We start from the raw sequence: 17826 nt of genomic DNA on the forward strand, positions 1-17826 counted from the left end.
GACAATCGTCGCGTTCGGCGGCACGAAAGGCGTTATAAAGATGGGCAATACGACCAGTTGCGAATGGACGGTCACGGGCATGGACTGCGGGTCCTGCGCAGGCAAGGTCAGGGGCGCCGTTGCGCATCTGCCGGGCGTCAGCGCGGTGGAAGTGACCCTGATGACAGAGCGGCTGCGTCTGACGCTGGACGAAACACAGACCTCCCGGGCGCATGTGGAGGCCGCGGTTCAAAAGCTGGGATTTGGCATCGCACCCAAAGGGCAGGCCGCGCCCCGCACAGGCTTCGTGCTGCCAGAGGGCACCTTTGCCCCGAAGACACCGGACCTGAGCCCAGCCGAACCGGACACCCCCCAGGACATGTCACCACCCGCCTCTGGCACGGCAAGTGCTGATCCCGCCTGGCATCACACCGGCAAGGGGCGGCTGGTGATCGGCACCGGCCTCTTGCTGGTTCTGGCCTGGGCCGTAAAGCTGTTCGCGGCCCCTGATTTTGCACAGGCGGCTTTCGGGCTCGCCACGCTGATCGGCATCGCGCCGGTCGCCCGGCGGGCGGTGAACGCGGCGCGCGCGCGGATGCCGTTCACCATTGAAATGCTGATGACCATCGCGGCAACCGGTGCACTGTTCATCGGGGCCGCCGAGGAGGCCGCATTGGTCGTTTTCCTCTTCGCGGTGGGCGAGGTGCTGGAAGGGGTTGCGGCAAACAAGGCGCGCGATGGCATCCGGGCGCTGGCGCAGCTGGTGCCGAAGACGGCCCTGCTGGAAATCGCGGGGCGCTGGCAGGAAGTTCCCGTCGGGCGCCTGTTGATCGGCCAGACGGTGCTGGTCCGTCCCGGGGACCGGGTGCCTGCCGATGGCGAGGTGATCGAGGGTGTGTCGGGTGTTGATGAGAGCCCTGTGACCGGAGAGAGCGTGCCGAAGGTGAAAGAGCCCGGCCAGCCGGTCTTTGCCGGGTCGATCAACACAGAGGCGGCCCTGCGGATCCGCGTGACGAAGGCGGCAGAGGACAACACGATCGCCCGCATCGTCCGGCTGGTCGAGGAGGCAGAGAGTGCCCGCGCCCCGACCGAGAGATTCATCGACCGCTTCAGCCGCATCTACATGCCCGCCGTGGTCGGCACCGCCTTGCTGGTGGCCATTGTGCCGCCACTGGCCTTTGCAGCGCCCTGGGATGTCTGGGTCTACCGCGCGCTGGCACTTTTGCTCATCGGCTGCCCCTGCGCCCTGGTCATTTCGGTCCCCGCATCCATTGCCTCGGCGCTGTCCGCGGGGGCGCGGCACGGCATCTTGATGAAGGGCGGTGCCGTGATCGAGGCCGTGGCCCGCACGACGCATATCGCCTTTGACAAGACCGGCACGCTGACCCTCGGGCTCCCCCAGATCACCGACATCGTGCCGGTCGGCGGCACACCGGCAGAGGTGCTGGCCCTGGCCGCCGGGATCGAGGCGGGGTCCAGCCACCCGCTGGCGCAGGCGATCCTGTCCCGCGCGGCGGCGGAGGGCGTCGCGCCAGTGGCGGTTACCGCCGCCCGTGCGGTGCCGGGCAAAGGCGCCGAGGCAAGAGTTGGGGATGCGGTCGCTTGGGTCGGCTCGCCCCGTTTCGCCGCGGCCTCCGGGGTTATGGACGCTGCGGCACGCCACAAGGCGACCGAGCTGGAGGAGGCTGGCAAGACGGTCGTCGTGGTCTTTTGGGCGGATCGGCTGGTCGGCCTTGTGGCGCTGCGCGACGCGCCGCGCCCGGACGCGGCCGAGGCCATGCGTCAGCTGAAATCGCTGGGCATCGATGCGGTGATGCTGACCGGTGACAATCAGCGCACCGCCGCTGCGGTGGCGCAGGAGCTTGGGATGGACCACCGCGCCGAACTGATGCCGGAAGACAAGGTGGCGGCGATCCGCGAGATGACCGCGCGCGGGCGGGTGATGATGGTGGGCGACGGGATCAACGACGCGCCCGCGCTCGCCTCGGCGCATGTGGGCGTGGCGATGGGGTCAGGCACCGATGTGGCGCTGGAAACCGCCGATGCCGCGATGCTGCGCAACCGGGTGACGGATGTCGCGGGAACGATCCGGCTTGCCCGGTCCACCATGGCAAACATCCGGCAGAATGTGGCGATTGCGCTGGGGCTGAAGGGGGTCTTTCTGGTCACCACGGTTCTCGGCATGACGGGCCTCTGGCTGGCGATCCTTGCAGATACCGGCGCCACGGTTCTTGTCACGCTGAACGCCCTGCGCCTGCTGGCCTTTGATCCCGACAAGGAGGGATAGGGTCAGGGCCTTCGCTCAGATGCAAAACAGTCCAGACCCTCCGCTGCTGCCCGCGCGCACCCGGTGCCTCGCCCGGGGGGTCTTGCCGCGGGCAGCATCATCAAAACGCGTCGCGCGGCCAAAATCGGGCGCGATCGGCCGCGGTGGTGGGGGCAGCCCGGGCGCGGCTCCCCGGACGGTCCTCGTGAAAACCAGCCGCCGCGGAGACGCGGTGAGGCGGCACCGCAGGGGCAGCTTGCGCCGCCGGAACCGATGCGTCCCGGCGGCGTTCGGGCCGGCGTCCGGGATCACTGGCGGGGCAGCAACGTCGCCAGCTTGTCCAGATCAAAGCGCAGGACGGAATCTCCACCGCCCTCACGATAAAGCGGATGTTCCTTTTCCATCGGTGCCTTGACCGTCACGAACAGGGCGTCACCGCTTTCAGCAAGGACAAGGCTGTTCGGATGGGCGGGCAGCGGAATATCCGCGATGCGCGCATAGTCGGAGGCGTCCAGCACCACGATGCCGCCAGAACCTGATGGCGCCTCCCGGCTGACACCACGGTAGGTCACAAAAATCTGGTCCCTTTTGTCCGAATAAATCACGTCCAACGTGCCAAGCCCGGTCGGCGCCGTGGCGATCACCGCGCCGGTTTCCGTGTCAAAGACATAGAGCGCGCCTTGGTTCGCATCGGCCGCAAACAGCCGCTTGCCCTCGGTGTCCAGCGCGGCATTGACAAAGAAATGCGCTGACGCCTCACCGCCCGCCTCTTTGGTGTCGCCGGTCGAGAAGCTGCCGATGCCTGCGCCGGTCGCAGCGTCTACCACCAGCACTTCGCTGATGCCGCCGCCCGTCGCATAGACACGGCCCCGCGCAGCATCCAGCGCCAGCCCTGCCGACCACAGCCCCGCATCGTCGATCCGCTGCACCGCCCCCTGCCGGTCCGGGTCCACGATCCAGAGCGTGCCGGTGTCCGACGGCGAGGTCACAAAGACCTGACCGCTTCCCGGATCGACCCGCACCATCCGTGTGTGCTCAAAACCCTCGCCATCGGGCTTGCCAAGCTGGATCGTGTCGAGCACCAGCCCGCTGGCGGCGTCCAGCACCGTCAGCGAGCCGTCCAGCGTGTTGCCGACATAGGCGCGCCCGCGGGCCGCGTCCAACGCCAGAGCAAAGGCACGGCGCGGCAGCTCGATCCGGCGCAGGGGGCGCAGATCCGTCGCATCCAGAATGTCGACGAAACCGGGCGTGCCCTGCTCGAAACTGGGGGAAGAGGCGACCCAGAGCTGATTGCGCCCGGGGATCTCAACCGCGCCATAGACCCCTTTCAGCAGATCCTGGCGCAGGGCGGCGGGGGCGATCTGCGCCAGATCCACCTGTGCGGTTGCCTCCTGTGCGGCGGCAGGCACCGCAAGGCTCAGGGCAAGCGCGGTCATCGCGCCGGTGATACGGGTTTTCAGTTGCATCGGTATCATCCTCAAAATTTCGCGCGCAGCACAACTTCGGCGCTGCGGCCCTCGCCGTAGACGACCGTGTCGTAAAAGCCTGTCGTGGCGTAATATTTCCGGTCGAAGAGGTTGTTCACGCTCAGCGAAACCTCGATCTTGTCACTCACCTCGTAGATCGTGTTCAGATCAAAAACCGCATAGCTGGCCTGATGCACATTGGGCTGGGTGGCATCATTGGCGAAATCCATGCTGTCGGTGCCGCTCAGCAGCCGCATCGCGCCGCCCAGCCGCAGCCGGTCATCCAGGATCGCCGGGCGGTAGTCGGTGGCAATCTTCAGCGTGTGCTGCGGCTGATCCGCGTAGAGCGTGTTGCCATCCTTGTCCTTGGAGGTGCGATAGGTATAGCCCCCCGAGATATTCCAGCGGTCGCTCAGCGCCCCCGCCAATTCAATCTCCAGACCACGGGTGGTGGCACCTTCAATGGTCTCATAGACGCTGCGGTTCTCTTCCGGGATCCAGTCGACATAGCGCGCAACGTCCTTCTGCGCCGTCTCAAATACCGCCGCCGAGGCCATCAGCGCGCCGCCCATCAGATCGGCTTTCACCCCCAGCTCATAGTTCCAGCCATAGGTCGGATTGAGATACTGGCGGTTGGCATCCTGCACGAGAGAGGGTTTGTAGATGCTCGAGATGCTGCCATAGGCGGTGTAGGTCGGCGTGATGTCATAGGTAAACCCGAGATAGGGTGTGACTTCGCCCGAAAGCTTGTACGCCGCCGTCGTCGCGGTGCCGTCCCCCTCGTCGCCGTCCCACCAGTTGATCCGCGCGCCGGACAGCAGTTGGAAATTGTCGGTCACGCTGAAGCGGCTGGTGCCATAAATCGCATATTGCCGGGCACTGCTGGCCGAGGTGAAGGTTGCGCTGTCGGACAGGACCGGGGCCGGGTAATTGCCGTTCATCGCATAGAGGTTGACGTCAAACGTGTCGCCCGAGCCATATCCGTAATAGGTGCCCTCGCCCCGTGAGGCCATCGCCCCGACCACGAATTGGTGGGTCCGCCCGAAAAGCTGGAAATCACCGTTCACAATGGCGTTCAGATTGTCCTGCGTGTAGCCGCCGTCATAGCGGGTGCCATAGCCCTGAAGGCCATCGCCGCTCTCGCGGTCCGGCGTGCCATAGATCCAGGCGAGGGTCGCATCCATCTCGTTTTGGACATGGGTGAACACCAGCCGCCCGGCCCAGCCATTGCCGAACTGATGCTCAAGCGCCGCGAAGGCCTCGGTCCGTTCGGTGTTCACATAGGTCCAGTCGGCGCCGGTGCTGGCACCCTTGGCCCAGTCGATCAGGCTGCCATCGGTGTAGAATGGCTGCAAACCGCCCCAGGTGGCGCCATCGGCATTGGTCTTTTGAAAGCTCAGGCCGGTGGTCAGCGTGGTCGCATCGGAGAGATCGTATTCCAACGCTCCATAGAGGGCGAATTTATCCTTGTGATAGCCGTCGAGCGCGCCATCGCGGCTGTCGCCCATCGCGACGAAGCGGCCGCGCAAACTGCCCTCGGCGTTCAGGGGACCCGAGATGTCAGCCTCAACCCGGCCGCCATCGGGAGAGGCCAGAGTCGCGGCAATGCTGCTTTGGACCGTGTCGGTCGGGCGCTTGCGGATAAAGTTGACCGAAGCGCCGGGCTCGCCCGCCCCTTGCATCAGCCCGGTGGCGCCACGGACAATTTCGACATGGTCATAGAGCGCCATGTCGGGGTTGTTGTCGCCAAATTGCCAGGCGCCATCGCGGGGCACCGGCACGCCGTCAAATTGATAGGCGTCGATCTGGAAACCGCGCGCGTAATAATTGATCCGGTCGCTTTCAAAGGCCTGCACCGTGACCCCGGTCGCGGCATCCATCGCCTCTGAGATCGTGGTGATGTTGCGGTCTTTGATCTGTGCATAGGTCAAGGCACTGGTGGATTGCGGGGTTTCCTTTTGGCCAAGGATCAGGCCGGTCGCCGAGCGCATCCAGTCCGTTGTCCAGCTTTGGCTGTCCTCGGTGGTGGTGGCGGGCACGGCAGTCACCGTGATCGGTGCCAGCACGATGTCCTGCTCATCGCGCAGCTCCTGAGCCCGCGCCAGGAAAGGAAAGCTGAGCTGGGCCGCCGCACAAAGCGCGGAGGTCAATACTATTCTCGATTTATCGCTGAAATGTCGTGCCATCTTGTGAACCTGCTGTTGAAGGACAGCTGGCGTCATGCTGGCGTGGGGTTGGGATAAAGCCCCGCAGGCCGGTGTTGCAAGGGTGAAATTGATTTTACGCTTTTCCGTGGCGCGTGTGTCACATGACAGGCCCCGCCGGAGCCGAGGGATGCGCAACGACACCTGCCGCCGCCCGCCCCTGAGCCGTGACGCGGGCAAAGACGCCGCGTCCCCGCGTGTGACAGGACATGCGTGCCGGTCCGACCCGGACGGGATCGCGCGGATGCCGGAAGGGGGCCGCCCCCTTCATTCAGCCGGCAGGTTGGTCGGGAAGATGATCTGCATCGGCAAAGGCAGGGGCGGCGATTTTGCATGCAGCTGATCCAGCATCACCTCCAGCAGGGATTGCGTTCGCTGGGTCAGCACCGCCGTCATGATCCCGCCTTGCAGCATCCGCCGCGTATCAGGGCCAAACCCGTGGCCGATCAGCCGGACCTCGCCCGCACGCCCCGTTCGCGTCAGCGCCATGCCAATCCCCTCGGACGAGCCGCCCACATTGTAGATCCCGCGCAGATCGGGGTGACGTTCCAGCAGATCGAGGGTCATTTTCATGTTGGTAAGCGGGTCATCCTGCCCCTCGAATGTCCCGGCGAATTCCAGATGCGGATGGTCGCGCCGGATCAGTTCCTGAAAGCCCAGTTCGCGCTCAATATGCGCGCGGTAATGGCGGGTGGCCGCGATGATCGCCAGCTTGCCGCCCGCGCGCGGCGACGTGCTCGCCAGCAGATAGGCGGCAGTGCGCCCCGCCGCCAGATTGTCGATGCCGATATAGCCGTGACGGCGCGAGCCGGTGATGTCGCTGATCAGCGTCAGCACAAGCTTGCCCTGCGCCACCAGCGCATCGACCTCATCGCGCACATCGGGATGATCGACGCCGAAGAACGCAATCGCATCCGATTTCTTCCCCAGCCTGCGCAGGCAGCGCGCCATGACATCGGGGTTCATCGAATCCATCAGATAGCTGTGGATCCGCGCGCCGCGATCGCGCACCTGCGCCCAGCTGCGCAGCTCCTGATTAAGGATGCGCAGAAACGGGTTGGCGCTGCTCGGCAAAACCACCGTCAGACGCTGGCGGTCCGGCCTGGCAAGGCGCGCCAATGCGGGCTCTGACAGATAGTTCAGCCCTGCCGTGGCCTGCAACACCCGCTCCACCGTCGCGGCGCGCACATTCGGGCGGCCATGCAGCACACGGTCCACCGTCGCCTCAGAGACGCCCGCGCGCATCGCAATATCCCGAATGCCCGGCCCGTTTTTCATGATCCCTCAAAACCCATCAAAAAACAGCGATTGACGGTTTGGACCATATCCGGAACTTTGGGTCAAGACAGCGGACACGGGAGGTCCGCGGGGATTGAACTCTGGGAGGAGATGACGATGCAGACGAACGGCTTTTCACGGCGCAGACTTTTGATGGCGGGCGGTGCGGCGCTGGTGGCCACGCCTTTTCTGGGCCGGGGCGCGCGGGCGGCGACCACGCTGCGCTATGGCCATATGCACACCCCCAATTCCATCGCGGGGGCGCAGGCCGAATGGTTTGCCAAAGCGGTTGAGGAAAAGACCGGCGGTGAGTTGAACATCCAGATTTTCCCCAATTCCCAGCTCGGGAAACTGCAGGAGCTTGCCGAGGCCGTCTCGACCGGTTCCATCGCCTTCTCGCACAATACCGCGGGCGCCATCGGCTCGCTCTATGCGCCCTTCGCGGCCTTCGACACCCCCTATCTCTACCGCGACATCGACCATCTGATGAAGGTGGTGGACGCGCAAAGCCCGGTGATGCAGGAGCTGAACGAGGGGCTGATCGCGGCGTCGGGCACCCGCGCGCTCTATGCGTTCTACTTCGGCACCCGCAACCTGACCGCAGACCGCGCGGCGAAATCCCCGGCGGATCTGGCGGGCGTCAAGATCCGCTCGATCCCGTTCCCGATCTACATGGCGACGGTGGAAGGGCTCGGCGCGGTGCCGGTGCCGGTGGATTGGTCGGAAGTGCCGACCGCGCTGGCCACCGGCGTGGTGAACGGGCAGGAAAATCCGATGAATGTGCTGGTTTCGGCCAAGCTCTATGAGGTGCAAAGCCATCTGATGCTCACCGGGCATATCTCGGCGGCGCAGGTCGTGATGATGAATGACGATGTGTGGAATGGCCTCTCGGACGCGCATAAAGAGGCCGTGGCCAGTGCCGCGACCGAAACCCGCGACCGCGCCTCGCAAGAGATGCTGGCCGCCGAGGCGACCGATCTGGCCACGCTGCGCGCGCAGGGCATGACGGTGATTGATGCCGATGCGGGGCTGGATCTTGAGAGCTTCCGCAGCAGTGTCAAAGCGCGGGTGTCGAGTGAATTCGACGCCGAATGGGGCGATCTTTACGCCAAAATCGCCGCCATCGCCTGACCATGACCACCCTCCCCCTTCCCTTTGTGCCAGCGCCCCCCCGGGCGCTGGACATGTTGACCCGCGCCCTGTTGGTGATTGCGACCGGGCTGTTGCTGCTGATCGCCAGCTTGATCGTGGCGCAGGTGCTGGCACGGAACCTGTGGAACACCGGCCTGCCGCGCGCCGAGGAGATCACGCGCTACGCCGGCGTTCTGGCGGTCTATCTCACCGCACCGCTTCTGGCGCTGCACGGGCAGCATTTTGCGGTGGATGTGTTCACCAATCTGATGCCGCGCCTGCCACGGCTGATCTGTTTCGTGCTGGCGGAACTGAGCATGGTTGCCTTCAGCCTGCTCACCATCTGGGGGGGCTGGCTCTATCTGCAACGGGCGTGGAAGTTCAAAACCCCCGCGCTGGGGCTGCAGAACATCTGGCTCTTCGGGCCAGTGCTGGTCTGCTTTGCGCTGTTGGCGTTCATCGCGCTGTGGCGCATCGCCGCCGTGCTGCGCCATGAGAGGGCCGCGAAATGACCCTGACCCTTCTGATCCTTTTCGCGCTGTTCTTGATCATCGGCGCGCCGATTGCGGTGGCGCTCGGCCTGTCCTCGGCCGTCACCATCATCGCGCACGGTCTGCCCGCCTCGGTGCTGTTGCAACGCGCGGTCAATTCGATCGACAGCTCGCCGCTTCTGGCGGTGCCGCTGTTCATCATGGCCGCCGCTTTGCTGAGCGCGACCGGCGTCACCACCTATATGTTCGACCTCGTGCGCATGGTGGTCGGGCGGCTGCGCGGCGGGATGGCCTATGTCAACGTCCTCCTCTCGCTGGTGTTCGCGGGCATGTCGGGGGCGGCGCTGGCCGATATCGGCGCGCTCGGCGGCATGCAGGTCCGCGAGATGGAGAAACAGGGTTACACCCGCCGCTTCGCCGCCGGTCTGACCATCGCATCGGCCACCATCGGCCCGATTTTCCCACCTTCGATCCCGCTGATCATCTTTGCGGCAGCGGCCGAGGTCTCGCCGGTGAAACTGCTGCTTGCGGGGATCGTGCCTGCGCTGATGCTGGCCGGGATGCTGATGGGCTATATCGCCCTGATCGCGCGCCGCCAGAACCTGCCGCGCGATGATGTTTCGCCCAGCCTGCCCGCGTTCTTGCGCCTGTCGGTGATCTCGCTGCCCGCGCTGCTGACACCGGTTCTGCTGATCGGCGGCCTCCTCTCGGGCTATTTCGGCCCGACCGAAGCCGCGGGCATCACCGTCGCCTATGCGATCCTGATCGGCACGATCATCTACCGCAAGCTGACGCTGAAAGCGCTGATCGACGCTGCCCGCGAAACCGTGCTGGCGACGGCGAATATCCTCTTTGTGGTGGCCGCCGCCGCGATCTTCGCCTGGGTGCTGACGATGGATCAGATCCCGATGAAGGCCAGCGCCTGGTTGCTCGGGGTGTCGGAGAATCCGCTGGTTCTGCTGCTGATCCTCAATGGGGTGCTGTTGGTTGCGGGCATGTTTCTGGAGGCCATCGCCGCCATCCTGATCATCGCCCCGATCATCACCCCCGCCTTGATCCAGGCGGGCGCCCCGCCCGAGCAGATCGGCGTGGTGATGGTGCTCAACCTGATGATCGGCCTGCTGACGCCGCCAGTGGGGATGAGCCTCTACATGATGTCGATCACCGTCAAACTGCCCTTTGCCGAGGTGGTGCGCGGCACGGCGCCCTTCTTCATCCCGCTTTTTCTGGCGCTTGCGCTGGTGACCTTTTTCCCGGGCCTGACCGCCTGGCTCCCCACCTATCTGATGGAGTAATCTGATGAGCCGTTTTCTGGGGCCGACCCGACAGCTGGGTTTTGTAGTGCCCGATATCGAAGAGGCGATGCGCCACTGGTCCGATGTGATGGGCGTGGGTCCGTTCTTTTACAATCCGCAAGTCCCGATCGAGGATTACACCTATAACGGCCAGCCCTACACGCCGCACAATTCGGTCGCGCTGGCCAATTCCGGTTATATCCAGATTGAGCTGATCCAATGCCGCAATGACGTCCCCTCGATGTACAAGGATTTCACCGATGCCGGACATTGGGGCCTGCAACACACCGCCTATTGGACGCAGGAGTATGACCGCGATCTGGCGCGGATGCTGGCCGAAGGCTTTCGGGTGAAGATGTCGGGCAAGGTCGGCGAGGCCGGGCGTTTTGCCTATTTTGACCGCGACACCCATCCCGGCACGGTGATCGAGCTGTCCGAAGTCAAAGGGCCCAAAGGCCGGATGTTCGATCTGATCCGCGAAGCCTCTGACGGCTGGACCGGCGCCGACCCCGTGCGCCCCTTCCCCAATCTGGCGGAAATCTGACCGATGATCCGCGCAACCTATATCGTTGAGACCCCCTGCCCGATTGATGACGTGGCCGCGATGATGGCCGGAGAGCAAAGTGCCGGCACTTTCGTGCGCGTGGAAGGCGAAACCGAGGCCTTGCGCGCCCGCTTCGGCGCGACCGTCGTCTCAACGCTGGAAATTGGCCGTGCGGAAACTCCCACGCTGCGCTCTGCCTGGGCCGAGCGCAAAGGGCTGACCGGGCCGCGCGGGATCTATCGCGTGGTGATCGACTACCCGGAGGATAATGTCGGGGTGAACCTGCCCACGCTGGCCTCTGTCGTCGCGGGCAACCTTTATGATCTGGGCGAGGTGACCGGTCTCAAGCTGATGGATGTGGAACTGACCCCCGCCTATCGCGCGCGCTATGATCATCCTAGCATGGGGATTGCGGGCACCCGTGCATCCACCTCGGTGGTGGGCCGCCCGCTGTTCGGCACCATCATCAAGCCCAATATCGGCCTGTCGCCCGCAGAGATCGCAGCACTGGTCGGGCGGCTCTGTGCGGCGGGGGCGGATTTCATCAAGGATGACGAGATCGCGGGCACCCACCCCCATGCCCCCGTCCCCGAGCGGATCCGCGCGGTGATGGAGGTCGTGCGCCGCCACCGCGACAAGACTGGCAAGCTGGTCATGGTGGCCTTCAACATCACCGATGAGACCGACGCCATGCGCCGTCACGCCGATCTTCTGGCGCGCGAAGAGGGCAGCTGCGCGATGGTCTCGCTGAACTGGGTGGGCATGTCCGCCGTCCAGACCCTGCGCCGCCACACGGGGCTGGCGATCCACGGCCACCGCAACGGCTATGGCGGGATGGGGCGGCATCCGCTGCTGGGGATGGGGGTGCGTGCCTATCAGACGCTCTACCGTCTGGCGGGTATCGACCATATGCATGTGCATGGCATGGGCGGCAAATTCTCGGATCTTGATGAAGAGGTCACCGAGGCGGCGCGCCATTGCCTGACCCCGCTTGGCGCGGGCGATGACCGGGTGATGCCGATCTTCTCCTCGGGGCAATGGGCGGGCACCCTGCCCCACACGCTTGCCCGGATTGCCTCGGATGACCTGATGTTTCTCTGCGGCGGCGGGATCATGGCGCATCCGGGCGGGCCCGCGGCGGGGCTGCAAAGCCTGCGGCAGGCGCATGAGGCGGTCATCTCCGGCGAAACGCTGGAAACCGCCGCCCGCGCGCAGCCAGAACTGGCGGCCGCGCTGGCGACCTTTGGCGCCGCGGGCTGAGCGGCGATGGCCTATGTCTTTGTCGCCGACGATTTCACCGGTGCGTCCGACGCGCTCGCCACCCTGTCGCGGGGCGGCCTGCGGGCGCGCCTGTTTCGCGACATCCCGACGGAGGCCGATGTCACCGGTCTCGACGCCTGGGGCATCGCCACAGACGCCCGTGCGCTGGGGCCAACAGCGATCGACGCGCTGGCGGCCCGGATCGGCAGCGGGATTGCGCCCTTCGCGCCCGCCTTCGTCCATGTAAAGATCTGCTCTACCTTCGACAGCAGCCTGGACCATGGGAATATCGCGCGGTGGGCCTTGGGCCTTGCCGACGCACTCGGGCTGCGGGATCTGGCGGTGATCGGCGGGCAACCCTCCTTGGGGCGCTATGCGGCATTCGGCACCTTGTTCGCCCGCGCACCGGACGGGGCGATCCACCGGATCGACCGGCATCCGATCATGTCCCGCCATCCCGTCACCCCGATGCATGAGGCCGATCTGCTCCGCCACCTCGCGGCACTCGGGCTGAATGATTTGCAGCTTGTGTTGCGGGGCACGGCGGGGGCGGCATTCCCGCGGTTTTACGACGCCGTCGATCAGGCGGATGTGGCGGCGGCGGGGCGCGATCTTCTGGCCAGCGCGCGGCGCGTTCTGGTGATGGGCGCATCCTCGGTCGCCGAGGCCTGGCTCGCGGCGCAACCTGCCCGCCGCAGCCCGGCACCGCCGCACCACGCGCCTCCCCTGCAGGCCGGGCCGATCTTTGCCTTCGCAGGCTCCCGCTCCTCCCTCACCCTCGCGCAGATCAGCGCGGCGGAGGCGATGGCGCGCCTGCCGGTTGCGCCCAAAGACATTGTCACAGAGGGCGCTGCGCGGCAGGCAGCCCTGCTTTGGGCGCGAGAGAGGCTCGGCCGGGGGCAGAGCTGCCTTGTCTATCTCACCGCCGAGACCGCCGCAGATGTCACGCCCGCGCGCCTCGCGCTGGAAAGCGCGCGCTTCACCGATGAGGTGTTGCAGGCCGCCCGCCCGCGCGGACTTGTGGTCGCAGGGGGCGACACCTCCAGCGCGATTGTCCAGCGCCTCGCGCCGGATTACCTCGATTGCGCGGGGGCGCTTTGCCCCGGCGTTCCGATCCTGCGCGCGCGGGTGCAGGGGCATGACCTCGCCTTGGCGCTCAAAGGCGGGCAAATGGGCGGAACAGATTTCTTCGGCCGCGCGGTGATGGCCATGACGCAGGCACCCGCCTGAGGCGGGACCGCTGCCCCGGGCGGGCTGCGGTGTCTCGCGGTGCCGCCCCCCCAAAGACGGCGCGGCAAGGCAAAGGCACCGCGCCAAGGGCGGCCCCGGTTTCTTGCCAAGCCCCTGCAACACTGGGCCATGAGATGACGCGCGGCATGACGGCGCGCCGCCTCCGGCCCCGTTGACTGACGAGTATTGCGCCCGGCACTTGCTTGCGCGGTCACTTTCGATGCATCCCGTTGGAACCGGCCTTTCAGCCCCCTCGCGCAGGGCGTTTCTGCTGCCGACGGTCCGCCGCACCCTTTTCCGGCGGCGTATTGGCAGTCACCGGGCAAAGCTCTGCCGCCACCCGGTGCTGCACAAACCAGCAGCTGCGCGGTGGGTGACGCCGCATTGCGCCGCCACCCGGGCCGGAAAATCACTCGGCAGCGAGCGCGGCGCGGAAGGCTTGCAGGATCTGCGTTGCAGGTTTGCCGCGCGTATCGAGATCGGCGGCCCATTCATCACCAACGGCGGCCATTGTTCCGTCGAGCCTCTGCATATCCGCCTCCGGCAAGGTCACGAAGGTGACGCCCGCGTCAATAATCGCCTGCTTTTCCGCCGCATCCGCCGCGTCGGTTTCCTTGCAGCCGTTGAGCGTGGCAGCAGCACCCGCATCGGTCAGCGCCTTTTGCACATCGGCAGGCAGACTGTCATATTTCGACTGGCTGATCATCCAGGTCGCGACGAAAGAGCCGAAATTGGTGCCCTCGGTCGCGGTCTTGAGGTGGGGCGCCAGATCATAGGGCTGGATCGACCCGATCGGGAAGGCAACGGCATCAACGGTCCCGCGCGACAGTGCCTCGCGGGTTTCGGGAGCGGACATCGAGACCGGCACCGCGCCAAGTTTGCTGAGCGCGATCTGTTTGGCCGCCCCGGTTGCGCGGACCTTGAGCCCTTTCAGATCGTCGAGGCCGCTGATCTGGCCCGTCGAAAACACCTGATAGGGCGGCAGCACCAGAACGGCCAGCGCACGGACACCCTGCGGCGCATATTCGGCCTGATCCAGAACGCCGCCCGGCTTGGCGATCTCCCAAAAAGCAACCGTGCCTTCGCAGGAATTTGTGAAGGCTTCCGGCAGTTCACCGACCGAACTCAGCGGGAGCTTGTCGGCCACATATGAGGCCCCGACATAGGCGATATCCGCCACACCGGTCTGCGCCAGAGAGAGCATGTCACCGGCCTTGCCAAGCTGACTTGCGGGAAAATGCTCGAATGCGACGGCATCGCCGGTGGCATCGCGGGTCTGGGCCATCAGCGGCTCCAGCACACCGGTGGTCATGTAATGGCCGACCGGCAGGCTGTCGGCGACGCGCAGGGTGATGTCCGCCGCGGCGGCGGCCGTCGCCCCAAGCCCCAAGGTCAGGGCCGTCGTCAGTGTAGCATTCAATCTTTTCATGGTCTTCTCTCCTCCTCAGGTGACCGGATCAGATGGGCGCGCGGCTATCGCATGGTGGACGGGAGCCAGAGCGTGATGGCGGGAAAGGCGGCGAGGATCGCGATGACGATCAGATGCGCCCAGACATGGGGCGCCACACCGCGAAAGATCTCGGCTAGGGGACGGCGCGTATAGCGCGCGACGACAAAGACGTTCATCCCAAGGGGCGGGGTGACCATCCCGACCTCGGCCGTCACCACGATCAAGACACCGAACCAGATCGGATCGAAACCCAGCTGCAGGATCAGCGGCAGCACAACCGGCACGGTCAGGATCAGGATCGCGATCTGATCCATGAAAAAGCCCAGGATCAGATAGCCCAGCAAGATCACCCCAAGGATCAGCCAGCGCGAGGCGTCCAGCGCGCCGACCCAGATTGTGATGTCATTGGTGACGCGCGTCAGGGTGAAGAAATAGCCAAAGATATGGGCACCCATGATGATGAAGAGGACCATGCAGGTCGTCTGCGCGGCCGACCGGAGCGCCTGCAGCAGGGCGCGCATCGTCAACTGGCGTTCCCATGCCGCGATCAGCATGGCGGCAAAGGCGCCGATCCCCGATGCTTCGGTCGGCGTGCCGATGCCGGAATAGATCGTGCCGGTGACGGCAAAGAACAGGATCAGCACCAGCCCCACCCGCTTCAGCGAGGCGAATTTTTCCCGCATCGTGTAGGATTGACCGCGCGGCGCCGCGGCGGGGTCACGCCAGACAAGAAAAGCGACGGTCAGGATGATCGTGACGGTGACCAGGATGCCCGGAATGACCCCGCCGACCAGCAATGCGCCAATGGGAATATCGGCGATGATGCCGTACAGGATCAATGCGATAGAGGGCGGTATCAGCATGGCCAGCGTGCCCGAAATTGCCACCACGCCGCAGGCGAGCTTTGGGTCATACCCCTGTTTCAGCATCGCCGGGATCGAGGTGGAGGCCAGCGTGGCCGCGGCTGCCGTCGACGAGCCGGATATGGCGCCAAATCCCGCCCCCGCCAGCGCCGTGGCCATCGCCACGCCGCCGCGCAACCGCCCGACCCAGATGGTTGCCGCCTTGAACAGATCGTTGGCGACCCCCGAGATAATCACGAACTCGGCCATCAGCAGGAACATCGGGATGGTGATGATCTCGTATTCACTGGCCGTGGACAAAGGCGTGGTCTTGAGGATGCCCTGAAGGACCGGCCAGCCGCCAAAGAGGTAAAGCCCGGCTGCGCCCGACACACCCATCGCCAGGGCCACCGGCAGGCCGAAAATCAGCATCAGCACCAGAATCAAAAGCGCAACGGTGACGGTCATTCTGCATGCTCCCCTGCACCCGCGGAAATCGGCGGCGGCGGCAGCTCGACCAGATCGCGCCCCGCCACGGCAGAGGCGGCATGGAACACCGCCCTGTAGAGGCAGCGCAGGCCCAGCACGCTCATGCCGAGCGTCAACACCCCATGCGCCACCCAGGTCGGAAACGGCACCACCCCGGCGATACGGTCATCCGCCAGAAGGGCCGCAGCGGCCTGTTCGTATTCCAGCACGGTGATCGCGCCGACCAATGCGGCCGATGCCACAAAGCCTGCGCTTTGCACCGCATGGCGCAACCGCAGCGGGATGAACGGGACGAAAACATCGAGCGCGATATGGCCATGCTGCTGCATCGTGTCCGACAGCGCGAAGAAAAAGACTATGCCGACAAGATAGAGGCCGATGATGTCATAGGACCAGACCAGCGGCGCGTTGAAGGCGTAGCGCATCACCACATCCAGCATGACGATGCACATGATTGCCGCCATCGCCAGCGCGGAGAGGGCGACCAGCGCCGTCTCGATCCGCGCCAGCAGCGCAGAGGTCTGGTTCAGTGGTTCCTGATACGCTCCCGGTGCTGACATCTCACTCCCCCCGCCTTGTCCAAATCACTTGCTGTTGCCGGCTGCCGCCATGATCGCGCGCGCGGCACGTTCATGCGGCTTGTCGATCATCTGCCCGTTGATGCGCACCACCCCCGCGGCGGGATCGGCGGCAAAGGCCGCGAGCACCTGCCGGGCCCAGTTCACGTCGGCCTCCGTCGGGGCGAAGGCGGTGTTGACCACCGCGACATGGTTGGGATGGATCACGGCCTTGGCGCCGAAACCATCACGCCGGGCCTCACCGGCCTCCCGCGCGACGACCGAGAGGTCATCCAGCACGGCGCAGATGGTGTCCACGGCCACGACACCCGCCGCAGCCGCCCCGGCAAGACAAAGGCTCCGCGCGAGGCGGAAAGGGTAGTGATACCCCTGTGCTGCACCATTTTCGCGGGCCCCAAGCGACGCCGAAAGATCCTCGGCGCCCCACATCATGCCCCAAAGGCGCTCATCGACCCCGGCATATTGGCCGAGGGTGAACAGCGACGCAGCGGTTTCGGTGACAATCGCCAGGATTTTCGTCGGGCCCAGCCCCTGCGCCGCCTCAAAGGCCGCCAGATAATGCGCGACCTGCCGCAGACCGGCGGGGCCCTCGCATTTCGGCAGCACGATCCCGTCGGGACGGTGCGGCATGACGGCCGCAAGATCGGCCAATGTCAGCCCGGTGTCGAGCGCATTGACCCGCACGAAAACGGCTTGTCCGTCCCGCGGCGCAGTCAGCATCCCGGCCACCATCGCGCGGGCCGTCTCCTTTTCAGCGGCGGCGACGGAATCCTCCAGGTCAAGGATCAGCGCATCGGCATCGCCCGCGCGGGCCTTGGCAAATTTGCGTTCGCTGTCGCCCGGCACGAAAAGAAAGCTGCGCATCAGACCGCCTCCCCACGCTTTTTCATCAGCGCCTGACGCTTGCATCTGGCGACCAGAGTGCCGTCCTGTTGAAAGCAGAAATGCTCAAACTCCACGATCCCTTGCGTGGGCCGCGATTTGCTGGGCCGCAGCGACAGCACTTTGGTCTCGGCGCGCAGGGTGTCGCCGTGAAAGACCGGGGCGGGAAAGGTTACTTCGGAAAAGCCCAGATTGCCGATCGTGGTGCCAAGGGTCGTATCCTGCACCGACAGCCCGACCATGATCGCGAAGGTGAACATCGAGTTGAACAGACGCTGCCCCCACTCGGTACCGGCAGAGAAATGCGCATCAATGTGCAGCGGCTGCGGGTTCATCGACATCAGGCTGAACAGGGTGTTGTCGGCCTCGCTCACCGTGCGGGCCAATTCGTGCCGGAAATGCTGACCGACGTGGAATTCTTCAAAGTAAAGACCGGGCAAG

At 65.3% G+C, this 17826-nt stretch carries 15 protein-coding genes; 7 read left to right on the plus strand and 8 right to left on the minus strand.

The annotated features are described in order from the left end of the window. The first annotated feature begins 40 nt into the window (after positions 1–40). A complete protein-coding gene (locus ACEN2S_RS05520) occupies positions 41–2266 on the plus strand; it encodes a heavy metal translocating P-type ATPase (protein ID WP_441863443.1) in 2226 nt (741 codons plus the stop codon). 287 nt (positions 2267–2553) lie between these two features. Here ACEN2S_RS05520 and ACEN2S_RS05525 read toward each other — a convergent pair whose 3' ends face one another. The 3 genes from ACEN2S_RS05525 to ACEN2S_RS05535 form a co-directional block, all read right to left on the minus strand. Beyond that, a complete protein-coding gene (locus ACEN2S_RS05525; RefSeq protein WP_441863445.1) occupies positions 2554–3711 on the minus strand; it encodes a YncE family protein in 1158 nt (385 codons plus the stop codon). 11 nt (positions 3712–3722) lie between these two features. Next, entirely contained in the window at positions 3723–5897 is a 2175-nt protein-coding gene (locus ACEN2S_RS05530) for a TonB-dependent siderophore receptor (RefSeq protein WP_441863447.1), read from the minus strand. A 285-nt stretch (positions 5898–6182) separates the two neighbouring features. After that, positions 6183–7193, minus strand: coding sequence for a LacI family DNA-binding transcriptional regulator (locus ACEN2S_RS05535; RefSeq protein WP_441863449.1), 1011 nt, complete (start codon positions 7191–7193; stop codon positions 6183–6185). Positions 7194–7310: 117 nt separating this feature from the next. Between ACEN2S_RS05535 and ACEN2S_RS05540 the strand changes: the two genes are divergently transcribed. The 6 genes from ACEN2S_RS05540 to ACEN2S_RS05565 are packed head-to-tail and all read left to right on the plus strand — an operon-like array spanning position 7311 to position 13144. Beyond that, positions 7311–8324, plus strand: coding sequence for a TRAP transporter substrate-binding protein (locus ACEN2S_RS05540; RefSeq protein WP_441863451.1), 1014 nt, complete (start codon positions 7311–7313; stop codon positions 8322–8324). A 53-nt stretch (positions 8325–8377) separates the two neighbouring features. Next, on the plus strand, positions 8378–8836 hold the full coding sequence (locus ACEN2S_RS05545) for a TRAP transporter small permease (protein WP_441863453.1): 459 nt from the start codon (positions 8378–8380) through the stop codon (positions 8834–8836). After that, positions 8833–10110 carry a TRAP transporter large permease gene (locus tag ACEN2S_RS05550; RefSeq protein WP_441863455.1) on the plus strand — a complete coding sequence of 426 codons (1278 nt, stop codon included), beginning with the start codon at positions 8833–8835 and terminating at the stop codon, positions 10108–10110. Before ACEN2S_RS05545 ends, ACEN2S_RS05550 begins: the two co-directional genes overlap by 4 nt. A 4-nt stretch (positions 10111–10114) precedes the next feature. Beyond that, entirely contained in the window at positions 10115–10654 is a 540-nt protein-coding gene (locus tag ACEN2S_RS05555) for a VOC family protein (protein ID WP_441863457.1), read from the plus strand. Between the two features lie 3 nt (positions 10655–10657). After that, positions 10658–11914, plus strand: a complete 1257-nt coding sequence (locus ACEN2S_RS05560) for a RuBisCO large subunit C-terminal-like domain-containing protein (protein ID WP_441863459.1) — start codon at positions 10658–10660, stop codon at positions 11912–11914. A gap of 6 nt (positions 11915–11920) precedes the next feature. Next, on the plus strand, positions 11921–13144 hold the full coding sequence (locus tag ACEN2S_RS05565; protein WP_441863461.1) for a four-carbon acid sugar kinase family protein: 1224 nt from the start codon (positions 11921–11923) through the stop codon (positions 13142–13144). Positions 13145–13553: 409 nt separating this feature from the next. Here the strand turns inward: ACEN2S_RS05565 and ACEN2S_RS05570 are convergent, their stop codons facing one another. From ACEN2S_RS05570 to ACEN2S_RS05590, 5 genes are read right to left on the minus strand one after another with little or no spacing between them, the layout of a single operon-like run. Further along, on the minus strand, positions 13554–14573 hold the full coding sequence (locus ACEN2S_RS05570) for a TRAP transporter substrate-binding protein (RefSeq protein WP_441863463.1): 1020 nt from the start codon (positions 14571–14573) through the stop codon (positions 13554–13556). Between the two features lie 44 nt (positions 14574–14617). Next, positions 14618–15904 (minus strand): TRAP transporter large permease, encoded by a 1287-nt coding sequence (locus tag ACEN2S_RS05575; RefSeq protein ID WP_441863465.1) that lies wholly within the window; start codon positions 15902–15904, stop codon positions 14618–14620. After that, on the minus strand, positions 15901–16485 hold the full coding sequence (locus ACEN2S_RS05580; RefSeq protein ID WP_441863467.1) for a TRAP transporter small permease: 585 nt from the start codon (positions 16483–16485) through the stop codon (positions 15901–15903). The genes ACEN2S_RS05575 and ACEN2S_RS05580 overlap by 4 nt, the downstream gene beginning before the upstream one ends. A 24-nt stretch (positions 16486–16509) precedes the next feature. Further along, entirely contained in the window at positions 16510–17367 is an 858-nt protein-coding gene (locus ACEN2S_RS05585; RefSeq protein ID WP_441863470.1) for an HpcH/HpaI aldolase/citrate lyase family protein, read from the minus strand. Beyond that, positions 17367–17825 (minus strand): MaoC family dehydratase, encoded by a 459-nt coding sequence (locus ACEN2S_RS05590; protein WP_441863472.1) that lies wholly within the window; start codon positions 17823–17825, stop codon positions 17367–17369. The genes ACEN2S_RS05585 and ACEN2S_RS05590 overlap by 1 nt, the downstream gene beginning before the upstream one ends. Between the last annotated feature and the right edge of the window lies 1 nt (position 17826).

This window comes from Phaeovulum sp. W22_SRMD_FR3, from assembly GCF_052113705.1.
In the GTDB taxonomy this organism is placed as follows: domain Bacteria; phylum Pseudomonadota; class Alphaproteobacteria; order Rhodobacterales; family Rhodobacteraceae; genus JBGQOG01.